Origin of the sequence: Azoarcus sp. DN11 (assembly GCF_003628555.1) — a bacterium.
GTDB lineage: Bacteria > Pseudomonadota > Gammaproteobacteria > Burkholderiales > Rhodocyclaceae > Aromatoleum.
On the sequence record NZ_CP021731.1, the window covers coordinates 935561 to 951566 of the forward strand.

A 16006-nucleotide genomic window follows, 5' to 3' on the forward strand; every position below is an offset into this window, starting at 1 on the left:
GATATCGTGGTCGTCCTGCGCTCCCTGCTGTTTGCCGTCATCCTCGCGATCTTCACGCCGCCGTTCGCGCTGGGCGGCATCCTCGCCTTCCCCCTGTCGCCGCGCACGCGCCACCGCATCGTCACGGCCTGGGCGCCGCTGATGATGTGGTTCATCCCGCGCATCCTGGGCATCCGCTACAAGGTCATCGGGCGCGAGAACATCCCCTCCGTGCCCTCCGTGATCCTCTCCAAGCATCAGTCCGCGTGGGAGACGATGGCCTTGCAGGTGATCTTCCCGCCGCTGTGTTTCGTCCTCAAGCGCGAACTCCTCAAGGTGCCCTTCTTCGGCTGGGGCCTCGCGTCGATTCCCGGCATCGCGATCGACCGCGCCGCCGGCAAGGATGCGCTCGCGCAGGTCGTCGAGCAGGGCAGCGCCCGCCTGTCGGAGGGGTATTGGGTCGCCGTGTTCCCGGAAGGCACCCGCACCGCGCCCGGCGCGAAACGCCGCTACAAGGCCGGCGGGGCGGCCCTCGCGCAGCAGGCAGGTGCGCCGGTCGTACCCGTGGCGCATAATGCCGGAGAATTCTGGGGGCGCAATGCGTTCCTCAAGTATCCGGGCGAGATCACCGTCAGCATCGGTCCCGCGATCGACCCGGCCGGCCTGGATGCGGCGGAGGTGAATCGTCGCTCCGCCGCATGGATCGAAGGCGAGATGCACCGCCTGTTCCCGCACCACTACCGGAGCGGACGCGCCGCGGCCGGCCCGGTTTCAGGCGAGGTCGAAAAGGCGGACTGAGTCCCGCGGTTGCGGTTGTCCCGCAGCCCGGGTTGGCGGGCAGGGCAGGAAGGGAAAAGGGGAGGTGGGGGCAGGATGCAGGTGATGGATCGCCGCGGCAGGCCTTCGCCGGATGCCGCCGGGCCGCAGAAGCGTGCCGCCGGGCCGCAGAAGCGTGCCGCCGCCGGACAGTTCCGCCTGATGCGCTATTTCACGCTCGCCAGCCTCGCCGCGTTCGTGATCGTCGGGGGCGTGCTGTTCTCCCTCCAGCGCGCCGAGGTCGTCTTCTTTTCACAAGTCCAGCGCGAACAGGGCAATTTCTTCGCCCGGGCCCAGACCAACCTTGCCGCGAGGCAGGATCAGGCGGCTCGCGCGAGCCTGATCTCCCTGCACGAGGCCGGCCATGTCACGCTGACGCGCGTGGTCAGCAACGTGTTGTGGGATTCCCACATCGCACCGTTGGTCGCGCGGGCGCAAACCATCTCCATCGCACCCTGCCGCAACCTGCCGGTGGCCGAGACGGGGGCTACAGGGCCCGATTTGCGCCGTGCCTGCTTTGCGGAACTGGGCCGTACGCTCATGGGGCTGCCGGGTTTTGCCGAACTCGACGCCGAGGCCTACGCGACGATGCGCGCGAGCAGTGTCTTCAAGATCAAGGTCTTCGATCTGCGCGGCATCACGATCTACTCGTCGGAGCACGCCCAGATCGGCGAGGACAAGGCCGACAACAGTGGTTGGAAGAGCGCCGTGTCGGGCACGCCGGCAAGCGAGATGACACACCGCGAGCGTTTCAGCGCCTTCGAGGGCGTAGTCGAGAACCGCGACCTGATCTCGAGCTACATTCCCGTGCGTGAGCGCGGCAGCGACCGCGTCATTGGCGTGTTCGAGATCTACTCGGACGTCACCTCCTTCCTCGAGCGCATCAAGAACGTGTCGGCCGAAGTCGGCGAGCTCGCAGCGGCAAATCAACAGGCGCTGGAAGGTGCGATGGCCGGGAACCAGCGCAAGGTCGGTGACAGTTCGGATGCTTTCCTGCTGATCGTCTGCGGTACGCTGGCGGCGCTTTACGCCGTGCTGCTGGGGATCGTGCGCATCGGGCAGCGCATCATCGACTCGCAGGCGGACGCCCAGGAGCGGGCGATGGAGCGCGAGGAGCGCTGGCATCACGAGAAGATGGCCGCGCTGGCGACGATGGCGGCGAACGTGTCCCACGAAGTCGGCAACCCGCTCGCGACGATTTCGATGCTCGCGCAGGAGATGCAGCTGCACAAGGGCAGGACCGGCTGCGACGCCTGCAAGCCGGCGCAGATCCTCGAGCAGACCCGGCGCATCGCCGGGATGACGCGGCAGATCTCGGAGTTCGCCGCGGCACGGCGCGAATCGCGCGAGCTCGTCGACGTCAACCAGCTGGTCAAGGCCGTGCTCGATTTCCTTGGCTTCGACCGGAGGTTCCGCGCGATCCGGCTCGAGCTCAAGGCCGGCGAGGACCTGCCTGCGCTGTCGGTGATTCCGGACTATCTCAACGAAGTGCTGATGAACCTGCTGCAGGCCTGCACCGAGTGCCCCGCCGGACCCGGCGGGAAAGGCGGTGTCATCGTGGTCGAAACGATGGGCAGCGACGCGGAAATCCTGATCCGCATCACCAGCGAGTGCAAAGCCTATCCGGGCGTGTGCCGCGAGCACGCCCGCTTCGAGGACAGCCGTTTCGACGTCGTGAGAAGGCGAGTCCAGAGCATGGGCGGCCGTGTCACGCGCGAGCGCTCGCATTACGAGATCGCCCTGCCGGCTGAAGCGCCGGGCGCGCCCGCGTCCTGATTTCGCTGCCGATACTCTAAAATTCCGTTTTCATCTTGAATCGGGTCGCCCCGCGAGCGCGTGCCGGGTCTGCCCCCTGAAGGAAGCCTTATGTCGTCCGCCCTGGGTGTGGAAGAAGCCCGCAGCTACATGCACCGGCTGCTCAACGCGATGCACCAGATGGAGGGATCCGACCTGTTCATCTCGGTCGACTTCCCGCCCAGCGTGAAGGCGCATGGCACGATGAAGGCGCTCAGCCAGCAGCGCCTGACTCCCGACATCACGCGCTCGCTGGCGATGAGCCTGATGAACGATCGCCAGCGCGCCGAGTTCGAGGCCGAGATGGAGTGCAATTTCGCGATCTCGATCCCGGGCGTGTGCCGCTTCCGCGTGAATGTCTTCGTCCAGCAGCAGCACGCCGGGATGGTCATCCGCACCATCGCCTCCGAAATCCCCACGCTGGCCAAGCTCGGCCTGCCCGAGGTGCTCAAGGAGATCATCATGACCAAGCGCGGCCTCGTGCTGGTCGTGGGCGGCACCGGGTCGGGCAAGTCGACGACGCTGGCGGCGATGATCGACCACCGCAACAGCTCGGCGCCGGGCCACATCATCACGGTCGAGGATCCGGTCGAATACGTGCATCGTAACAAGCAGTGTCTCGTCACGCATCGCGAAGTCGGCGTCGACACGCATTCCTGGGAGCACGCGCTGAAAAACACGCTGCGCCAGGCTCCCGACGTGATCCTGATCGGCGAGATCCGTGACCGCGAGACGATGGAGCACGCGATCGCCTTTGCCGAGACCGGCCACCTGTGTCTTGGCACCCTGCATGCGAACAACGCGAACCAGACCATCGACAGGATCGTGAACTTCTTTCCCGAGGAGCGCCGCAACCAGCTGCTGATGGATCTTTCGTCCAACCTGCGCGCCATCGTCTCGCAGCGCCTGATCCGCACCGAGGACGGCAAGGGGCGCAAAGCGGCCATCGAGATCCTGCTCAACACGCCGACGATCTCCGAAATGATCTTCAAGGGACAATTCCAGTCGATCAAGGAGATCATGGCCAAATCGCGCGAGCTGGGCATGCGCACCTTCGACCAGGCGCTGTTCGATCTCTACGACGCTGGCTTCGTCAGCTACGAGGAGGCCATCCGCAATGCCGACTCGACCAACGAGTTGCGCCTGCAGATCAAGCTGAAGGCCGAGCGCGGCCAGCCGAAGACCTCCGCGGAGACGGAACTGAGCCTGTCGATCGAGGAGGAGAAGGAGGAAGACGCGGAGGCGGAGGGCGCTGCCGCTGCGCCGGGCATGAGCGCGGCAGTGAAGTAGCATACACCTGCGTTCGCTCCCGAACCGGTCGAAGGGCGGGAGCCATCCGGGGTCTCGATGCGGCATCGGGCCCGGCCCGAGCGGTTTTTGCGGGGCCGGGTGACAAGGACCGATGGCGTCGGCCCGAAACGCAAAAAGCCCCGCAGATTGCTCTGCGGGGCTTTCCGTTTTGCCCGAAGTGCCCATTTCAGCAGGGCACGTCGTCAATCCTGTCGGAGGGCGATCAGGCCGCCTTCTTCGGCGAGGCCTTGGCGCTGGCGCTCACGGCCTTGACGGTGGCGTTGGTCGCGGCAGCGACGTTCGCCTCGGCGATCTCGGCGACCTGCTTGGCAGCCTTGCTGACGCTGTCGTAGGCGCTGTTGGCGGCGGCGATGGCCGATTTGACGGCGGCAACCGCGACGTCCGAACCGGCCGGGGCCGACTTGGCAGCCTTGTCGAGGGCGGCAGCCAGCGACTTGTTCAGTTCGGCGATCTGGGCTTCGACCAGTTTCGACACTTCTTCCTGGCCTTGCGAAGCGATTTCATAGACGCTGCGGTTGTAGGCCACGGCCTTCTCGACCAGCGGCTGGACCAGCGAAGCCTGCAGGCCCAGGAATTCCTGGGCGTCCTTGGCGCCGAGCAGGGCCTTGGAGTTGGCCAGGCCGTCTTCGAGGATCGAGCGGGCGGTGTTCAGGTTCAGGGCGGCGAAACGCTCGGCGCTGGCGAACGCATTGTTGGCCAGGGTCAGCAGGCTCTCGACGTTGGCCTTGTTGGCGGCTGCGAACTGCTCGGGGGTAGCAAACATATTCATCTCCAGATGATGACGGTTACGGTGGATAGTTTGCTTCGCAACCGCGATGTGCATGGTGCGTCGCAACATATACTCGATTATAGGCCCGAACTACCTCGTGTCAACCGCAATTTGTGCGTCGCACAAAAAAATTCTTGCGGCGTACTGATATACAGGTAGTTTCGCTATACCCCTGTTTTTATTTCGTTTCAATTTGAAACAAATGACAAAGGGTAGGCGTTGTGCCTGTGCCAATGGCATCAATGGCGCTTTGCAGCATGCGCTGCGAAGATTACGCGAAAATTACATGGGGAGGGAAACGCCGCCACGGATTTGTGGCGGCGCAAAACGCATCAGCGATGCTTGAAGACGGGCTTGCGCTTCTCGACGAAGGCGGCCATGCCTTCCTTCTGGTCTTCGAGGCCGAAGGCCGAGTGGAACGTGCGGCGTTCGAACAGCAGACCTTCGTTGAGGCTGCTTTCGAAGGCGCGATTGACCGATTCCTTGATCATCATGACCACCGGCAGCGAGAAGCCGGCGATGACCGTGGCCGCTTCGATGGCTTCATCGATCAGGCGCTCGGCCGGCACGACGCGTGCGACCAGGCCGGCGCGCTCGGCTTCGGTGGCGTCGATCATGCGCGCGGTGAGGCACATGTCCATGGCCTTGGCCTTGCCGATCGCGCGCGGCAGCCGCTGGGTGCCGCCGGCGCCGGGCAGGACGCCGAGCTTGATCTCGGGCTGGCCGAATTTCGCGGTGTCGGCTGCGAAGATCATGTCGCACATCATCGCGAGTTCGCATCCGCCGCCCAGCGCAAAGCCGGCAACGGCTGCGATGATGGGTTTGCGGCAGGCCTTGAGGCGCTCCCAGTTGCGCGTGATGTAGTCGCCTTTGTAGGCGTCCATGTGCGAGTAAGTCGCCATCGCGCCGATGTCGGCCCCGGCCGCGAAGGCCTTTTCCGACCCGGTGATGACGATCGCGCCGACGTTCTCGTCCTTCTCGAACCCGTTCAGCGCGTGGCCGACCTCATCGATCAGCTGGTCGTTGAGGGCGTTCAGCGCCTTGGGGCGGTTGAGGGTGATGAGCCCGACCCGTCCGCGCGTCTCGACGATGATGTTGCTGTACTCCATGCTGTCTCCTCCGTGTCAGGTACAAACGGTCAGTTGGTCTTCTCGGTGCCGGCATTCTTGGGCTGGATCACCGCGCGCACGCGCCCGTCGCCGGTCGTGCGGGTCTCGGTCTTGCCGGGCGGGGTCGTGACGAGATAGTTCTCGCTCAGTGAGTCGTATTCGATATAGGGGCCCCGCACCTCGTCGGTGCCGGATTTGACGTGCGCCTGGTTGAACAGGCGGGCGCGCTCGGCACGGCTGTCGTACTCGATGCGCTCGGCCTCGCCCTCGACGTACTCGTTGCTGCCCTCGCGTTTCTGGCGAAAGGTCGCGAGGTGTTTGTCGCTGCCGGTCGCCACGCCCGACTGGAAGCCGTCGGCGCTCTGGGTCACGACGACCTTGGCCCCGGTGATGACGAGCGTGCCCTGGGTCAGCACGGCGTCGCCCTCGAACACGTGCACCTTGTTGCGATCGTCGACGGTGACGCGGTTCGCTTCGATATTGACGGGCTGGTTGCGGTCGGCCCGCTCGGCGAACGCCGGCAGCGAGGTCAGGGTGAGGGCGAGCGCCAGCGCGGCGGAATGTGAGGTGCGCATCGTGGTCAGTTCCGGGTGGTGCGCGGGATAAGCACGCGCGCGTTGCCGATGAGTTCCAGGGTGCCGAAGATGTTGTCGGACTTCATGCCGTTTCCGCGCGCCGTGCTCGCGCCCTGCGTGATCACGACGGGATCGTTGGTTTCGGCGCGTTCGTCATCGGGCCAGACGGTGAGCGACGCGGTCGCGAGGGTCATTTCCGGGCGATCCGGAGCCGCGCTGCGTCGGCCGCGCACGTCGCCGGCGAGATGCACTTCGTCGCCCCGCCGGAGAACTTCACCCTGGGCGGCGCTGAGATACAGCTCCCGTCCGTTGAGTTCGTAGTGCAGGCGCGGAAGTTCGAGCGTCGTGACGTCCGTTTGCGGGTGGTGCGTGATCTTGTCCGCCAGCAGTTCGTAGTGCTGGCGGCCGGCGTGGTCGAAGGCGATCAGCCGGGTCTGCTTGGCGACGAAGTCCGGGGCCGTGCGCGCCTCCGCCGACAGGCGAACCTCCGCCTCGGTCGTGATGCGCTCCAGCCAGAGCGAGGCTCCCGCCACGATGATCACCCCGAGCAGGGGGTAGAGTTGCTGGATGGACGGTTTCACGGCCGGGGCGTCGGTGCGCGCAGGGCGAGAGTGCGGGCGGGGCGGAGGCTGCGCATCAGATCACCTTCGCCCGCATGAGGTCATGGGTGGTCAGTGCACCCGCGAGCGCCCCCTGCGCATCCACCACCAGCAACTGGCTGATGCGCTCGCGTTCCATCATCTCGGCGGCGGCCGCCGCGAGGGCGTCGGGGCCGATGCTGCGGGGATTGCGCGTCATCACTTCGGCGATCGTCGCGCTGCGCGCATCGCAGCCGCGCTCCAGCGCCCGGCGCAAGTCGCCGTCGGTGAAGATGCCGATCGGCCGGCCGTCGGCGGCGACCACGGCGGTCATGCCCATGCCGCCGCGCGACATCTCGAGCAGCGCGGCCATCATCGAAGCGGGTGCGGCGACCTGCGGCACGTGCTCGTTCGGGCGCATCACGTCACTGACGTGGGTGAGGAGGCGACGGCCGAGGCTGCCGCCGGGGTGCGAACGGGCGAAGTCGTCGGCGCCGAAGCCGCGCGCATCGAGCAGCGCCACCGCGAGTGCGTCGCCCAGCGCGAGGGCGGCGGTCGTGCTGGCGGTGGGGGCGAGGTTCAGCGGGCAGGCTTCCTCGGCGACGGCGGCGTCCAGATGCACATCGGCTTCCCGCGCGAGCGGCGAGTCGGGCCGGCCGGTGATCGAAACCAGCTTCGCGCCACGGCGCTTGACCAGCGGCACGATGGTCAGCACTTCCTCGCTCGCACCCGAGTTCGACAGCGCGATCACGATGTCTTCCGGCGTGATCATCCCGAGGTCGCCGTGCGCGGCCTCGGCCGCGTGCACAAAGTAGGCCGGGGTGCCGGTGCTCGCGAGCGTCGCCGCGAGTTTGCGTCCCACGTGTCCCGATTTGCCGATGCCGGTGACGATGACGCGGCCGCGGCGCTGCAGGATCAGGTCCACCGCCTGCTCGAACTCGCTGCCGAGGCGCTCGGCCAGCGCCGTGACCGCGTCGGCCTCGATGCGGAGCACGCGCCGCGCCAGGGCGATGGCACCGGCTTCGCGAGCGGATTTGGGCTGGGGTGGGTTCATGGTGTTCGGAACGGTTACACTTTCTTTTGTAGAGCGTTGCGCGACGTTGCAGCGCACCAAGGCGGACGAGTATACCCGAAGCGGGTCCGCCGAACCCGATGCACAACGCGGAGCTCGATGCCCAATACCCTGGAGTTGGTTCTCCTGTTGCTGGCCGCAGCGGTCGTTACGGTGGCGATCTTCCGCAGCCTCAACCTGCCGGCGGTGCTCGGCTACCTGCTGGTCGGCGCGGGGGTCGGGCCGCATGCGCTGAAACTCGTGCCGGCGTCGGACGGCGCGAGCCATCTTGCCGAATTCGGCGTCGTGTTCCTGATGTTCTCGATCGGGCTGGAGTTCTCGTTGCCGCGCCTCGTCGCGATGAAGCGGACGGTGTTCGGGCTTGGCGCCGCGCAGGTGCTCGGGTGCATCGCGCTGGTGATGCCGGTCGGGCGCCTCTTCGGCCTCGGCTGGGGGGAGGGACTCGCGCTGGGCAGCACGCTGGCGATGTCGTCGACCGCGATCCTGTCCAAGCTGCTTTCCGATCGCATGGAACTCGACAGCAAGCACGGGCGCGAGACCATGGGCGTGCTGTTGTTCCAGGACATCGCCGTCGTGCCCTTGCTGATCCTGATCCCGGCCTTGTCACAGCCGGCCGATGCGCTGGCGGAGACGCTCGGGTTCGCGGCGCTGAAGGCTGTCCTGCTGCTGGTTCTGGTGCTCGGTTTCGGCCAGCGGCTGATGCGCGCGTGGTTCACGGTGGTGGCGCGGCGCCGTTCGGGCGAGCTTTTCATGCTCAACGTGTTGCTGATCACGCTCGGGCTGGCGTGGCTGTCGCAGCTGGTCGGCCTGTCGCTCGCGCTCGGCGCCTTTCTCGCCGGCATGCTGATCTCGGAGACGGAGTTCCGCTACCAGGTCGAGGAGGACATCAAGCCTTTCCGTGACGTGCTGTTGGGCCTGTTCTTCGTCACGGTCGGCATGTTCCTCGATGCGCATGTGATTGCGGAGCATCTGTTCGCAGTGCTGGGCATGGTCGTCGCGCTGCTGGTGGTGAAATGCGCGATCGTGTTCGCGGCTTCCCGCGCTTTCGGCGCATCGGCGGGGACGGCGCTGCGCACCGGCCTGTGGCTGTGCGCCGGGGGGGAGTTCGGTTTCGTGCTGGTGTCGCAGATCGACGGTCTCGGCCTGATGCCGCCCGCGCTGCTGCAGACCACGGTTGCGGCGCTGGTCGTGTCGATGCTGCTTGCGCCGCTGGTCGTGCAGGCGAGCGACCGGATCGTGATGCGTTTCGTCGCCTCCGAGTGGCTGCTGCGCTCGATGGAGCTGACCCGCGTCGCAGCGCAGTCGATGAGCACCAGCAAGCACATCATCATTTGCGGCTACGGCCGCAGCGGGCAGTACATGGCGCGCTTCCTGGAGCAGGAGAGCGTCAGCTATGTCGCGCTGGATCTCGACCCCGAGCGCGTGCGCGAGGCCGCCGCGGCCGGCGACACGGTGGTCTATGGCGATGCGTCGCGCCACGAGATCCTGATGGCCGCGGGAATCATGCGCGCGAGCGCGCTGGTGATCGCCTTCGGCGAGGTCGAGGCGGCCTTGCGCGTGCTGCATCGCGCACTCGCGCTGCGGCCGGATCTGCCCGTCGTCACGCGTGCCGCCGACGAGAAGGACATGGACCGCCTGTCGCAGGCCGGTGCCGCCGAAGTCGTGCCGGAGGCGTTCGAGGGCAGCATCATGCTCGCGTCGCATGCGCTCGCGCTGATCGGGGTGCCGCTCAACCGCGTCGTACGGCGTATCCGCGACGTGCGCAACCGGCGCTACGCGCTCATGCGCGGGTTCTTCCACGGCACCACGGATGCGGCCGACGGCCCCGAGGCGCGCCAGGTGCGGCTGCACCCCGTGACGCTCCCGGCCGGCGCGCACGCGGTCGGCCGCACGCTGGGGGCGATGGCGCTCGACGAGTTCGGGGTGAGCGTTTCGGCAGTGCGCCGGCGCAACATCCGCGGCCTCGCGCCCGGAGCCGATACGCTGATGCAGGCAGGCGACGTGGTCGTGCTCATGGGCGTGCCCGCCGATCTCGATAAGGCCGAAGGCCGGCTGTTGCGGGGAAAATGAGGCGCGGCGGCGTCGAGGCCTGAATTGCGTCGAGTGCTGTGGTGTTTGCAACAGTGTGTTCGTATATTCGTCCCGGATCCGGTCGGGCGCGCTGGCGGTCTGGCGGGGGCTGTCTGCTAAGATACCCAGCTTTGACGATCCCCGAGGGGCGGCGACTTGGTTTCCGAAACCGACAATCTGCTGGTGAGCGTGAAGGATGTCCGCTTCGCCTATGGCGAGCGTGAAATCCTGCGCGGCATCGACCTGAAGGTGCCGCGGGGCAAGGTCGTTGCGATCATGGGCGGCAGCGGCTGCGGCAAGACCACGCTGCTGCGGCTGATCGGCGGGCAGCTGCGCGCGACGGCCGGCACCGTCGAGGTCGCCGGCCGCGACGTCGCATCGCTGAATACGTCAGGACTGTACGAGATGCGCCGGCGCATGGGCATGCTGTTCCAGTTCGGGGCGCTGTTCACCGACATGTCCGTGTTCGACAATGTGGCGTTCCCGTTGCGCGAGCATACCGATCTGCCGTTCGGCCTGATCCGCGACATGGTGCTGATGAAGCTTAACGCGGTCGGACTGCGCGGCGCGGCCGACCTCATGCCCGCGGAACTTTCGGGCGGCATGGCGCGCCGCGTCGCGCTGGCCCGCGCGATCGCGCTCGATCCGATGCTGATCATGTACGACGAGCCCTTCGCCGGCCTCGACCCCATCTCGCTCGGCGTCATCGGCCAGCTCATCCGCAAGCTCAACGACGCGCTCGGTGCCACGACGATCATGGTGACGCACGACATCATGGAGTCGCTGCAGATCGTCGATTACATCTATTTCGTGTCCGACGGCCGTATCGTCGGCGAAGGGACGCCCGACGAACTGCGCGCCTCGCAGGATCCCTGGGTGTACCAGTTCATCCACGCCGAAGCCGACGGTCCCGTGCCTTTCCACTACCCGGCGGCAGCGCTGGACGAGAGCCTGATCGGCGGGAGGGCCGCATGAACGGCCTGCTGAACGTCATCCGCCGGCTCGGCGCGATGGTGGTCGAGGGCGTGTGGCGGATCGGTTTCGCCGCGCGTTTCTTCATGCTGCTGCTACGCCATTCGGGGCAGTCGCTGGCGCGCATCCACCTGACGGTGCGCGAGGTCTACTTCAGCGGTGTGCTGTCGCTGCTGATCATCGTCGTCTCGGGGCTCTTCGTCGGCATGGTGCTCGGCCTGCAGGGCTACGAGACGCTGCAGCGCTACGGTTCGGGCGACGCGCTCGGCGTGCTCGTGTCGCTGTCGCTGACGCGCGAACTCGGTCCCGTCGTCGCCGGCCTCCTTTTCGCCAGCCGCGCCGGGCTCGCGGTGACCGCGGAGATCGGCCTGATGAAGACCACCGAGCAGCTCGACGCGATGGACATGATGGCGGTCAATCCCATCGCCCGCGTCGTCGCGCCGCGTTTCTGGGGGGGCGTGATCTCGATGCCGCTGCTGGCCGCGCTGTTCTCCGCGATGGGCGTTTTCGGCGGCTGGCTGATCGGCGTCGTCTTCATCGGCGTCGATGACGGTGCGTTCTGGTCGCAGATGCAGGCGGCCGTGGATTTCCGCTTCGACATCATGAACGGCGTCATCAAGAGTTTCGTGTTCGGCGCCACGGTCGCGCTGATCGCCGTGTTCGAGGGGTACGACTGCACGCCGACCGCCGAAGGGCTGTCGCGCGCGATCACCCGCACCGTCGTCACCTCCGCGCTGGCCATCCTGGCGCTCGATTTCGTGCTTACATCTCTTATGTTCCGAGGGCAGTCATGAGGCGTACAACGCTCGACCTGTGGGTCGGTTTCTTCGTGGTCATCGGCATGGCCGCGCTGATGTTCCTCGCGTTCAAGGTCGGCAACCTGGGCGCGGCCAACGCCAGCCAAACCTATGTCGTGAGCGGACAGTTCGACAATATCGGCGGGCTGAAGGCGAGGGCGCCGGTCAAGAGCGCCGGTGTCGTCGTGGGGCGGGTCAGCGACATCCGCTTCGATACCAAGAGCTACCGCGCCGTCGTGACGCTTACGCTCGACGCGCGCTACCAGTTTCCGCGCGACACGATCGCGACCATCCTGACTTCGGGCCTCCTCGGCGAGCAGTACGTCGGGCTCGAGCCGGGCGGCGACGAGGCGATGCTGAAGACCGGGGACAAGCTGCAGATCACCCAGTCGGCGGTTGTCCTGGAAAAACTCATCGGCCAGTTCATGTTCGACAAGGCGGCCGAACACCCGGCGCCGCCGGCGCACTGATTCCGCAGTACGCGATCTGAGTCTCGCAATGAAAAAAAATATCACCTCCAAGTTTGCGCAGGCGCTTGTCCTGGGGGGGGCCGTCGTCGCGCTCGCCGGCTGTACGGCGCGCCTCGCCAATCCGGACGATCCGCTCGAAAGCTACAACCGTGCGATGTTCGCCTTCAACGAGAAGGTGGATGAAGTTGCAGTCCAGCCGGTGGCCAGGGCCTATGACAAGGTTGCGCCGCTGCCGGTGCGCACCGGTGTCGGCAATTTCTTCGGCAACGTCGGCGACGTGTGGATCGGCGGCAACAACCTGTTGCAGGGCAAATTCACGGATGGCCTGGGTGACCTGCTACGCTTCGCGCTCAACTCGACGGTCGGCATCTTCGGGGTCTTCGACGTGGCGAGCGAGCTCAATCTGCCCAAGCACGACGAGGATTTCGGTCAGACGCTGGGCTGGTGGGGCGTGGGCGAAGGCGCTTACTTCGTCGCGCCGTTCTTCGGGCCGCGTACCATCCGCGATGCGCTCGTCCTGCCGGTCGACCTGTACGGCGACAGCGTGTGGGGCATCGGCGACGTGCCGACGCGCAACAGCCTCACGGCGCTGCGCTTCGTGCATGCCCGCGCGGCCCTGCTCGGTATCGACAAGACACTCGAGGAGGGGACGCTCGACAAGTACGCCTACGCGCGCGACTTCTACCTGCAGCAGCGTCGCTACCGCGTGTTCGACGGCAATCCGCCGCTCGAGGATCCCGATTTGAACGGTGCCGGGCGGCAAGACGGGCAGCGCGTGAAGCCCGATGCGCAATAGGTTTATGACTGACGACAGGGGGCGTGCGATCGCCCGCCCCGAGGAGTGATGATGAAGAAATTCCTGCTTTCCCTGTGCCTGATGTTCTCGGTGCTGCCGGCGTTTGCCGCCGACGCGATCAAGGCACCCGATGTGCTCGTGCGTGAAGTCAGCGACGACGTCCTCGCCATCGTGCGTCAGGACAAGGCCATCCAGTCCGGTGACACCCGCCGCGTGATCGATCTCGTCGAGGAAAAGGTCCTCCCGCATTTCAACTTCCGCCGCATGACCATGCTCGCGGTCGGCAAGGATTGGCGGGAGGCCAATCCCGAGCAGCAGGGCAAACTCGTCCAGGCCTTCCGCACCCTGCTCGTGCGTACCTATTCCAACGCGCTGACGCAGTACCGCGATCAGAGCATCAGCTACAAGCCTGCGAAGGTCGGCGAATCCGAGACCTCGGTGCGCGTGCAGACCGAAATCCGCCAGGCCGGCGCACAGCCGATCAACATCGACTATTCGCTGGAAAAGACGCCCGAGGGCTGGAAAGTGTTCGACGTGGTCGTCGCCGGCGTGAGCCTCGTCACCAACTACCGCGGCACTTTCGCGCAGGAGATCCGCACCGGCGGCGTCGACGGCCTGATCAAGTCGCTGGAGCAGAAGAATCGCAACCTCGCTGCGTCGGCGCATTCATGAGCGTCGTTTCGGGCAGGATCCTCGCCATCGACGGCGAGCTGACGATGGCGACGGCCGCGCAGTGGATCGAACGCGGCCGTGCGCAGGCGCGCGCCGAGGATCTGGTGGTCGACTTGTCCGGCGTCACGGCGGCGGATTCGTCCGCGCTCGCGCTGCTGTTCGACTGGATACGCATCGCGCGCGAGAACGGACACGCCGTCCGCCAGACCGGGATGCCGATGGGGATGCGCAGTCTCGCGACACTCTACGGTGTCGACGAGCTGTTGCCCGCCGAAGCCTGATCCGCTGCCGTCGATGACAGTCCCGGCGATACGGATCGACTCCGCGACCAAGCGTTACGGTTCCCTGCAGGCGCTTGCCGGCGTCGACCTCGAAGTCGCGCAGGGCGAGTTCTTCGGCCTGCTCGGGCCGAACGGGGCAGGCAAGACGACGCTCATCTCCGCCCTTTCGGGCCTCGTGCGGCCGGATGGCGGAACCTTCGAGATCATGGGCTTCAACGTCGTTTCGGACTACCGCAATGCCCGGCGCAATCTCGGTGTCGTGCCGCAGGAACTGGTCTTCGACCCTTTCTTCTCGGTGCGCGAGCTGCTGCGCATCCAGTCCGGCTACTTCGGCATCCGCAACAACGACGACTGGATCGACGAGATCCTCGCGAGCCTCGATCTGACCGCGAAGGCGGAGGCGAACATGCGCATGCTCTCGGGGGGCATGAAGCGCCGCGTGCTCGTCGCCCAGGCTCTCGTGCATCGCCCGCCGGTGATCGTGCTCGACGAGCCGACCGCGGGCGTCGACGTCGAGTTGCGCCAGGGGCTGTGGCACTTCATCCGCAAGCTCAACCGCGACGGTCACACGATCGTGCTGACGACGCACTACCTCGAAGAGGCCGAGACGCTGTGCGGCCGCATCGCGATGCTCAAATCCGGCAAGGTCGTCGCGCTGGATACGACCGGGAATCTGCTGCGCCGCTTCGCCAGCCATTCGCTCAGCGTCCGCCTGGAGCGCCCCGAGGCGGCGCCGGCGCTGGGCGGCACCGCTGCAGCCGGCGGCTGGGCCGACTTCCCGCTGGATCGCTACGAGGACCTCGAGCCGCTCCTCGCGCGCCTGCGCGAGGCCGGTGCGCGGATTCTCGAACTGCGCATGGGCGAGGCGGACCTCGAGCGCGTGTTCGTGGAGGTCATGAATGGTGCATGACGCGCTGACCGGCTTCCGCACCCTGCTGTACAAGGAAGTGCTGCGTTTCTGGAAGGTGGGTTTCCAGACGGTCGGCGCGCCGGTCCTCAACGCGCTGCTGTACCTGCTGATCTTCTCGCACGTGCTCGACCGGCACGTCACGGTCTATGGCGAAGTCGCCTACACGGCCTTCCTCGTGCCGGGCCTCGTGATGATGTCGCTGCTGCAGAACGCGTTCGCGAACAGCTCCTCGTCGCTGATCCAGAGCAAGATCACCGGCAACATCATCTTCGTGCTGCTGCCGCCGCTGTCCTACCGCGAGTTCTACGCGGCCTACGTGATCGCGTCGATGTTGCGCGGGCTGTTCGTCGGCGTGGGCGTGCTGCTCGTGTCGCTGCCCTTCGTCAATTTGCCGCTCGCGGCCCCCGGCTGGATCTTCGCCTTCGGGCTGATGGGCGGCGCGATCCTCGGCTCGCTGGGCGTGATCGCGGGCATCTGGGCGGACAAGTTCGACCAGCTTGCGGGCTTCCAGAACTTCCTGATCATGCCGCTGACGATGCTCTCCGGCGTGTTCTACTCGATCCGTTCGCTGCCGGATTTCTGGCAGAAGGTCTCGCACATCAATCCGTTTTTCTTCATGATCGACGGTTTCCGCTATGGCTTCTTCGGCCAGTCCGACGTTTCGCCGTGGCTGAGCCTTGCGGTCGTGGGTATCTGTTTCGTGTTCCTCGCAGTGCTGACTCTGGCGATGCTCGCCCGGGGCTACAAGCTGCGGGCTTGAGGGTGGTCAAAATGTTTGAAGCAGCAGAAATCAAGCGTCTCATCGAGCAGGGCATGCCCTGCGAATTCGTCGAGATCCAGGGGGATGACGGGGTGCATTTCACCGGCATCGTCGTCAGCGCCGAATTCGAGGGCAAGCTGAAGGTGCGCCAGCACCAGGCGGTGTATGCGACGCTCGGCAAGCTGATGGGCAACGAGATCCACGCCCTGCAGCTGCAGACCTTCACGCCGGCGAAGTGGGCCGAAGTCCGTACCGACCTGGGTTTCTGAGCAGGA

The 16006-nt window shown here is 66.2% G+C and carries 18 protein-coding genes; 13 read left to right on the plus strand and 5 right to left on the minus strand.

The window, feature by feature from the left end; genetic code table 11:
* Positions 1-6: 6 nt before the first annotated feature.
* The 3 genes from CDA09_RS04190 (at position 7) to CDA09_RS04200 (ending at position 3879) form a co-directional block, all read left to right on the plus strand.
* Positions 7-777 (plus strand): lysophospholipid acyltransferase family protein, encoded by a 771-nt coding sequence (locus CDA09_RS04190; protein ID WP_121427467.1) that lies wholly within the window; start codon positions 7-9, stop codon positions 775-777.
* A gap of 84 nt (positions 778-861) precedes the next feature.
* Entirely contained in the window at positions 862-2571 is a 1710-nt protein-coding gene (locus CDA09_RS04195; RefSeq protein ID WP_286164374.1) for a sensor histidine kinase, read from the plus strand.
* Positions 2572-2661: 90 nt separating this feature from the next.
* On the plus strand, positions 2662-3879 hold the full coding sequence (locus tag CDA09_RS04200; protein ID WP_121427469.1) for a PilT/PilU family type 4a pilus ATPase: 1218 nt from the start codon (positions 2662-2664) through the stop codon (positions 3877-3879).
* A gap of 223 nt (positions 3880-4102) precedes the next feature.
* Here the strand turns inward: CDA09_RS04200 and CDA09_RS04205 are convergent, their stop codons facing one another.
* From CDA09_RS04205 to CDA09_RS04225, 5 genes are all read right to left on the minus strand, one after another.
* Entirely contained in the window at positions 4103-4669 is a 567-nt protein-coding gene (locus CDA09_RS04205) for a phasin family protein (protein ID WP_121427470.1), read from the minus strand.
* A gap of 332 nt (positions 4670-5001) precedes the next feature.
* Positions 5002-5778 carry an enoyl-CoA hydratase gene (locus CDA09_RS04210; protein WP_121427471.1) on the minus strand — a complete coding sequence of 259 codons (777 nt, stop codon included), beginning with the start codon at positions 5776-5778 and terminating at the stop codon, positions 5002-5004.
* Between the two features lie 29 nt (positions 5779-5807).
* Positions 5808-6353 carry a lipopolysaccharide transport periplasmic protein LptA gene (lptA, locus tag CDA09_RS04215; RefSeq protein ID WP_121427472.1) on the minus strand — a complete coding sequence of 182 codons (546 nt, stop codon included), beginning with the start codon at positions 6351-6353 and terminating at the stop codon, positions 5808-5810.
* A 5-nt stretch (positions 6354-6358) separates the two neighbouring features.
* Complete coding sequence (gene lptC / locus CDA09_RS04220) at positions 6359-6934, minus strand: LPS export ABC transporter periplasmic protein LptC (protein ID WP_121427473.1); 576 nt, start codon at positions 6932-6934, stop codon at positions 6359-6361.
* Between the two features lie 55 nt (positions 6935-6989).
* Positions 6990-7985 carry a KpsF/GutQ family sugar-phosphate isomerase gene (locus CDA09_RS04225; RefSeq protein ID WP_121427474.1) on the minus strand — a complete coding sequence of 332 codons (996 nt, stop codon included), beginning with the start codon at positions 7983-7985 and terminating at the stop codon, positions 6990-6992.
* 117 nt (positions 7986-8102) lie between these two features.
* Here CDA09_RS04225 and CDA09_RS04230 point away from each other — a divergent pair, with 117 nt between their 5' ends.
* The 10 genes from CDA09_RS04230 to CDA09_RS04275 all read left to right on the plus strand — a co-directional run bounded on the left by CDA09_RS04230 (position 8103) and on the right by CDA09_RS04275 (position 16000).
* Positions 8103-10073, plus strand: coding sequence for a monovalent cation:proton antiporter family protein (locus CDA09_RS04230; protein ID WP_121427475.1), 1971 nt, complete (start codon positions 8103-8105; stop codon positions 10071-10073).
* A 156-nt stretch (positions 10074-10229) separates the two neighbouring features.
* Positions 10230-11048: an ABC transporter ATP-binding protein gene (locus CDA09_RS04235; protein ID WP_121427476.1), complete on the plus strand. Its 819-nt coding sequence runs from the start codon at positions 10230-10232 to the stop codon at positions 11046-11048.
* The gene (mlaE, locus tag CDA09_RS04240) at positions 11045-11839 is read left to right on the plus strand and encodes a lipid asymmetry maintenance ABC transporter permease subunit MlaE (protein ID WP_121427477.1); all 795 of its coding nucleotides are present in this window, start codon (positions 11045-11047) and stop codon (positions 11837-11839) included. Before CDA09_RS04235 ends, mlaE begins: the two co-directional genes overlap by 4 nt.
* Positions 11836-12312, plus strand: a complete 477-nt coding sequence (mlaD, locus tag CDA09_RS04245) for an outer membrane lipid asymmetry maintenance protein MlaD (protein WP_121427478.1) — start codon at positions 11836-11838, stop codon at positions 12310-12312. Before mlaE ends, mlaD begins: the two co-directional genes overlap by 4 nt.
* A 28-nt stretch (positions 12313-12340) precedes the next feature.
* The gene (locus tag CDA09_RS04250) at positions 12341-13108 is read left to right on the plus strand and encodes an MlaA family lipoprotein (protein ID WP_121427479.1); all 768 of its coding nucleotides are present in this window, start codon (positions 12341-12343) and stop codon (positions 13106-13108) included.
* A gap of 51 nt (positions 13109-13159) precedes the next feature.
* The gene (locus CDA09_RS04255; RefSeq protein WP_121427480.1) at positions 13160-13780 is read left to right on the plus strand and encodes an MlaC/ttg2D family ABC transporter substrate-binding protein; all 621 of its coding nucleotides are present in this window, start codon (positions 13160-13162) and stop codon (positions 13778-13780) included.
* Positions 13777-14061 (plus strand): STAS domain-containing protein, encoded by a 285-nt coding sequence (locus tag CDA09_RS04260; protein ID WP_121427481.1) that lies wholly within the window; start codon positions 13777-13779, stop codon positions 14059-14061. Before CDA09_RS04255 ends, CDA09_RS04260 begins: the two co-directional genes overlap by 4 nt.
* Before the next feature lie 13 nt (positions 14062-14074).
* Positions 14075-14971, plus strand: a complete 897-nt coding sequence (locus CDA09_RS04265; protein ID WP_121427482.1) for an ABC transporter ATP-binding protein — start codon at positions 14075-14077, stop codon at positions 14969-14971.
* A complete protein-coding gene (locus CDA09_RS04270) occupies positions 14961-15731 on the plus strand; it encodes an ABC transporter permease (protein ID WP_121427483.1) in 771 nt (256 codons plus the stop codon). Before CDA09_RS04265 ends, CDA09_RS04270 begins: the two co-directional genes overlap by 11 nt.
* An 11-nt stretch (positions 15732-15742) precedes the next feature.
* Entirely contained in the window at positions 15743-16000 is a 258-nt protein-coding gene (locus CDA09_RS04275; protein ID WP_121430728.1) for a BolA family protein, read from the plus strand.
* Positions 16001-16006 lie beyond the last annotated feature (6 nt).

What these genes read in the sequence shown, in the direction of transcription:
- CDA09_RS04255 (WP_121427480.1), top strand. Translation starts at nt 13,160, where the DNA reads ATGAAGAAATTCCTGCTTTCCCTGTGCCTGATGTTCTCGGTGCTGCCG.
- CDA09_RS04265 (WP_121427482.1), top strand. Translation starts at nt 14,075, where the DNA reads ATGACAGTCCCGGCGATACGGATCGACTCCGCGACCAAGCGTTACGGT.
- lptA (WP_121427472.1), bottom strand. Translation starts at nt 6,353, where the DNA reads ATGCGCACCTCACATTCCGCCGCGCTGGCGCTCGCCCTCACCCTGACC.
- mlaE (WP_121427477.1), top strand. Translation starts at nt 11,045, where the DNA reads ATGAACGGCCTGCTGAACGTCATCCGCCGGCTCGGCGCGATGGTGGTC.
- CDA09_RS04205 (WP_121427470.1), bottom strand. Translation starts at nt 4,669, where the DNA reads ATGAATATGTTTGCTACCCCCGAGCAGTTCGCAGCCGCCAACAAGGCC.
- CDA09_RS04250 (WP_121427479.1), top strand. Translation starts at nt 12,341, where the DNA reads ATGAAAAAAAATATCACCTCCAAGTTTGCGCAGGCGCTTGTCCTGGGG.
- CDA09_RS04225 (WP_121427474.1), bottom strand. Translation starts at nt 7,985, where the DNA reads ATGAACCCACCCCAGCCCAAATCCGCTCGCGAAGCCGGTGCCATCGCC.
- CDA09_RS04200 (WP_121427469.1), top strand. Translation starts at nt 2,662, where the DNA reads ATGTCGTCCGCCCTGGGTGTGGAAGAAGCCCGCAGCTACATGCACCGG.
- CDA09_RS04210 (WP_121427471.1), bottom strand. Translation starts at nt 5,778, where the DNA reads ATGGAGTACAGCAACATCATCGTCGAGACGCGCGGACGGGTCGGGCTC.
- CDA09_RS04270 (WP_121427483.1), top strand. Translation starts at nt 14,961, where the DNA reads ATGGTGCATGACGCGCTGACCGGCTTCCGCACCCTGCTGTACAAGGAA.
- CDA09_RS04260 (WP_121427481.1), top strand. Translation starts at nt 13,777, where the DNA reads ATGAGCGTCGTTTCGGGCAGGATCCTCGCCATCGACGGCGAGCTGACG.
- CDA09_RS04230 (WP_121427475.1), top strand. Translation starts at nt 8,103, where the DNA reads ATGCCCAATACCCTGGAGTTGGTTCTCCTGTTGCTGGCCGCAGCGGTC.
- mlaD (WP_121427478.1), top strand. Translation starts at nt 11,836, where the DNA reads ATGAGGCGTACAACGCTCGACCTGTGGGTCGGTTTCTTCGTGGTCATC.
- CDA09_RS04275 (WP_121430728.1), top strand. Translation starts at nt 15,743, where the DNA reads ATGTTTGAAGCAGCAGAAATCAAGCGTCTCATCGAGCAGGGCATGCCC.
- CDA09_RS04195 (WP_286164374.1), top strand. Translation starts at nt 862, where the DNA reads ATGGATCGCCGCGGCAGGCCTTCGCCGGATGCCGCCGGGCCGCAGAAG.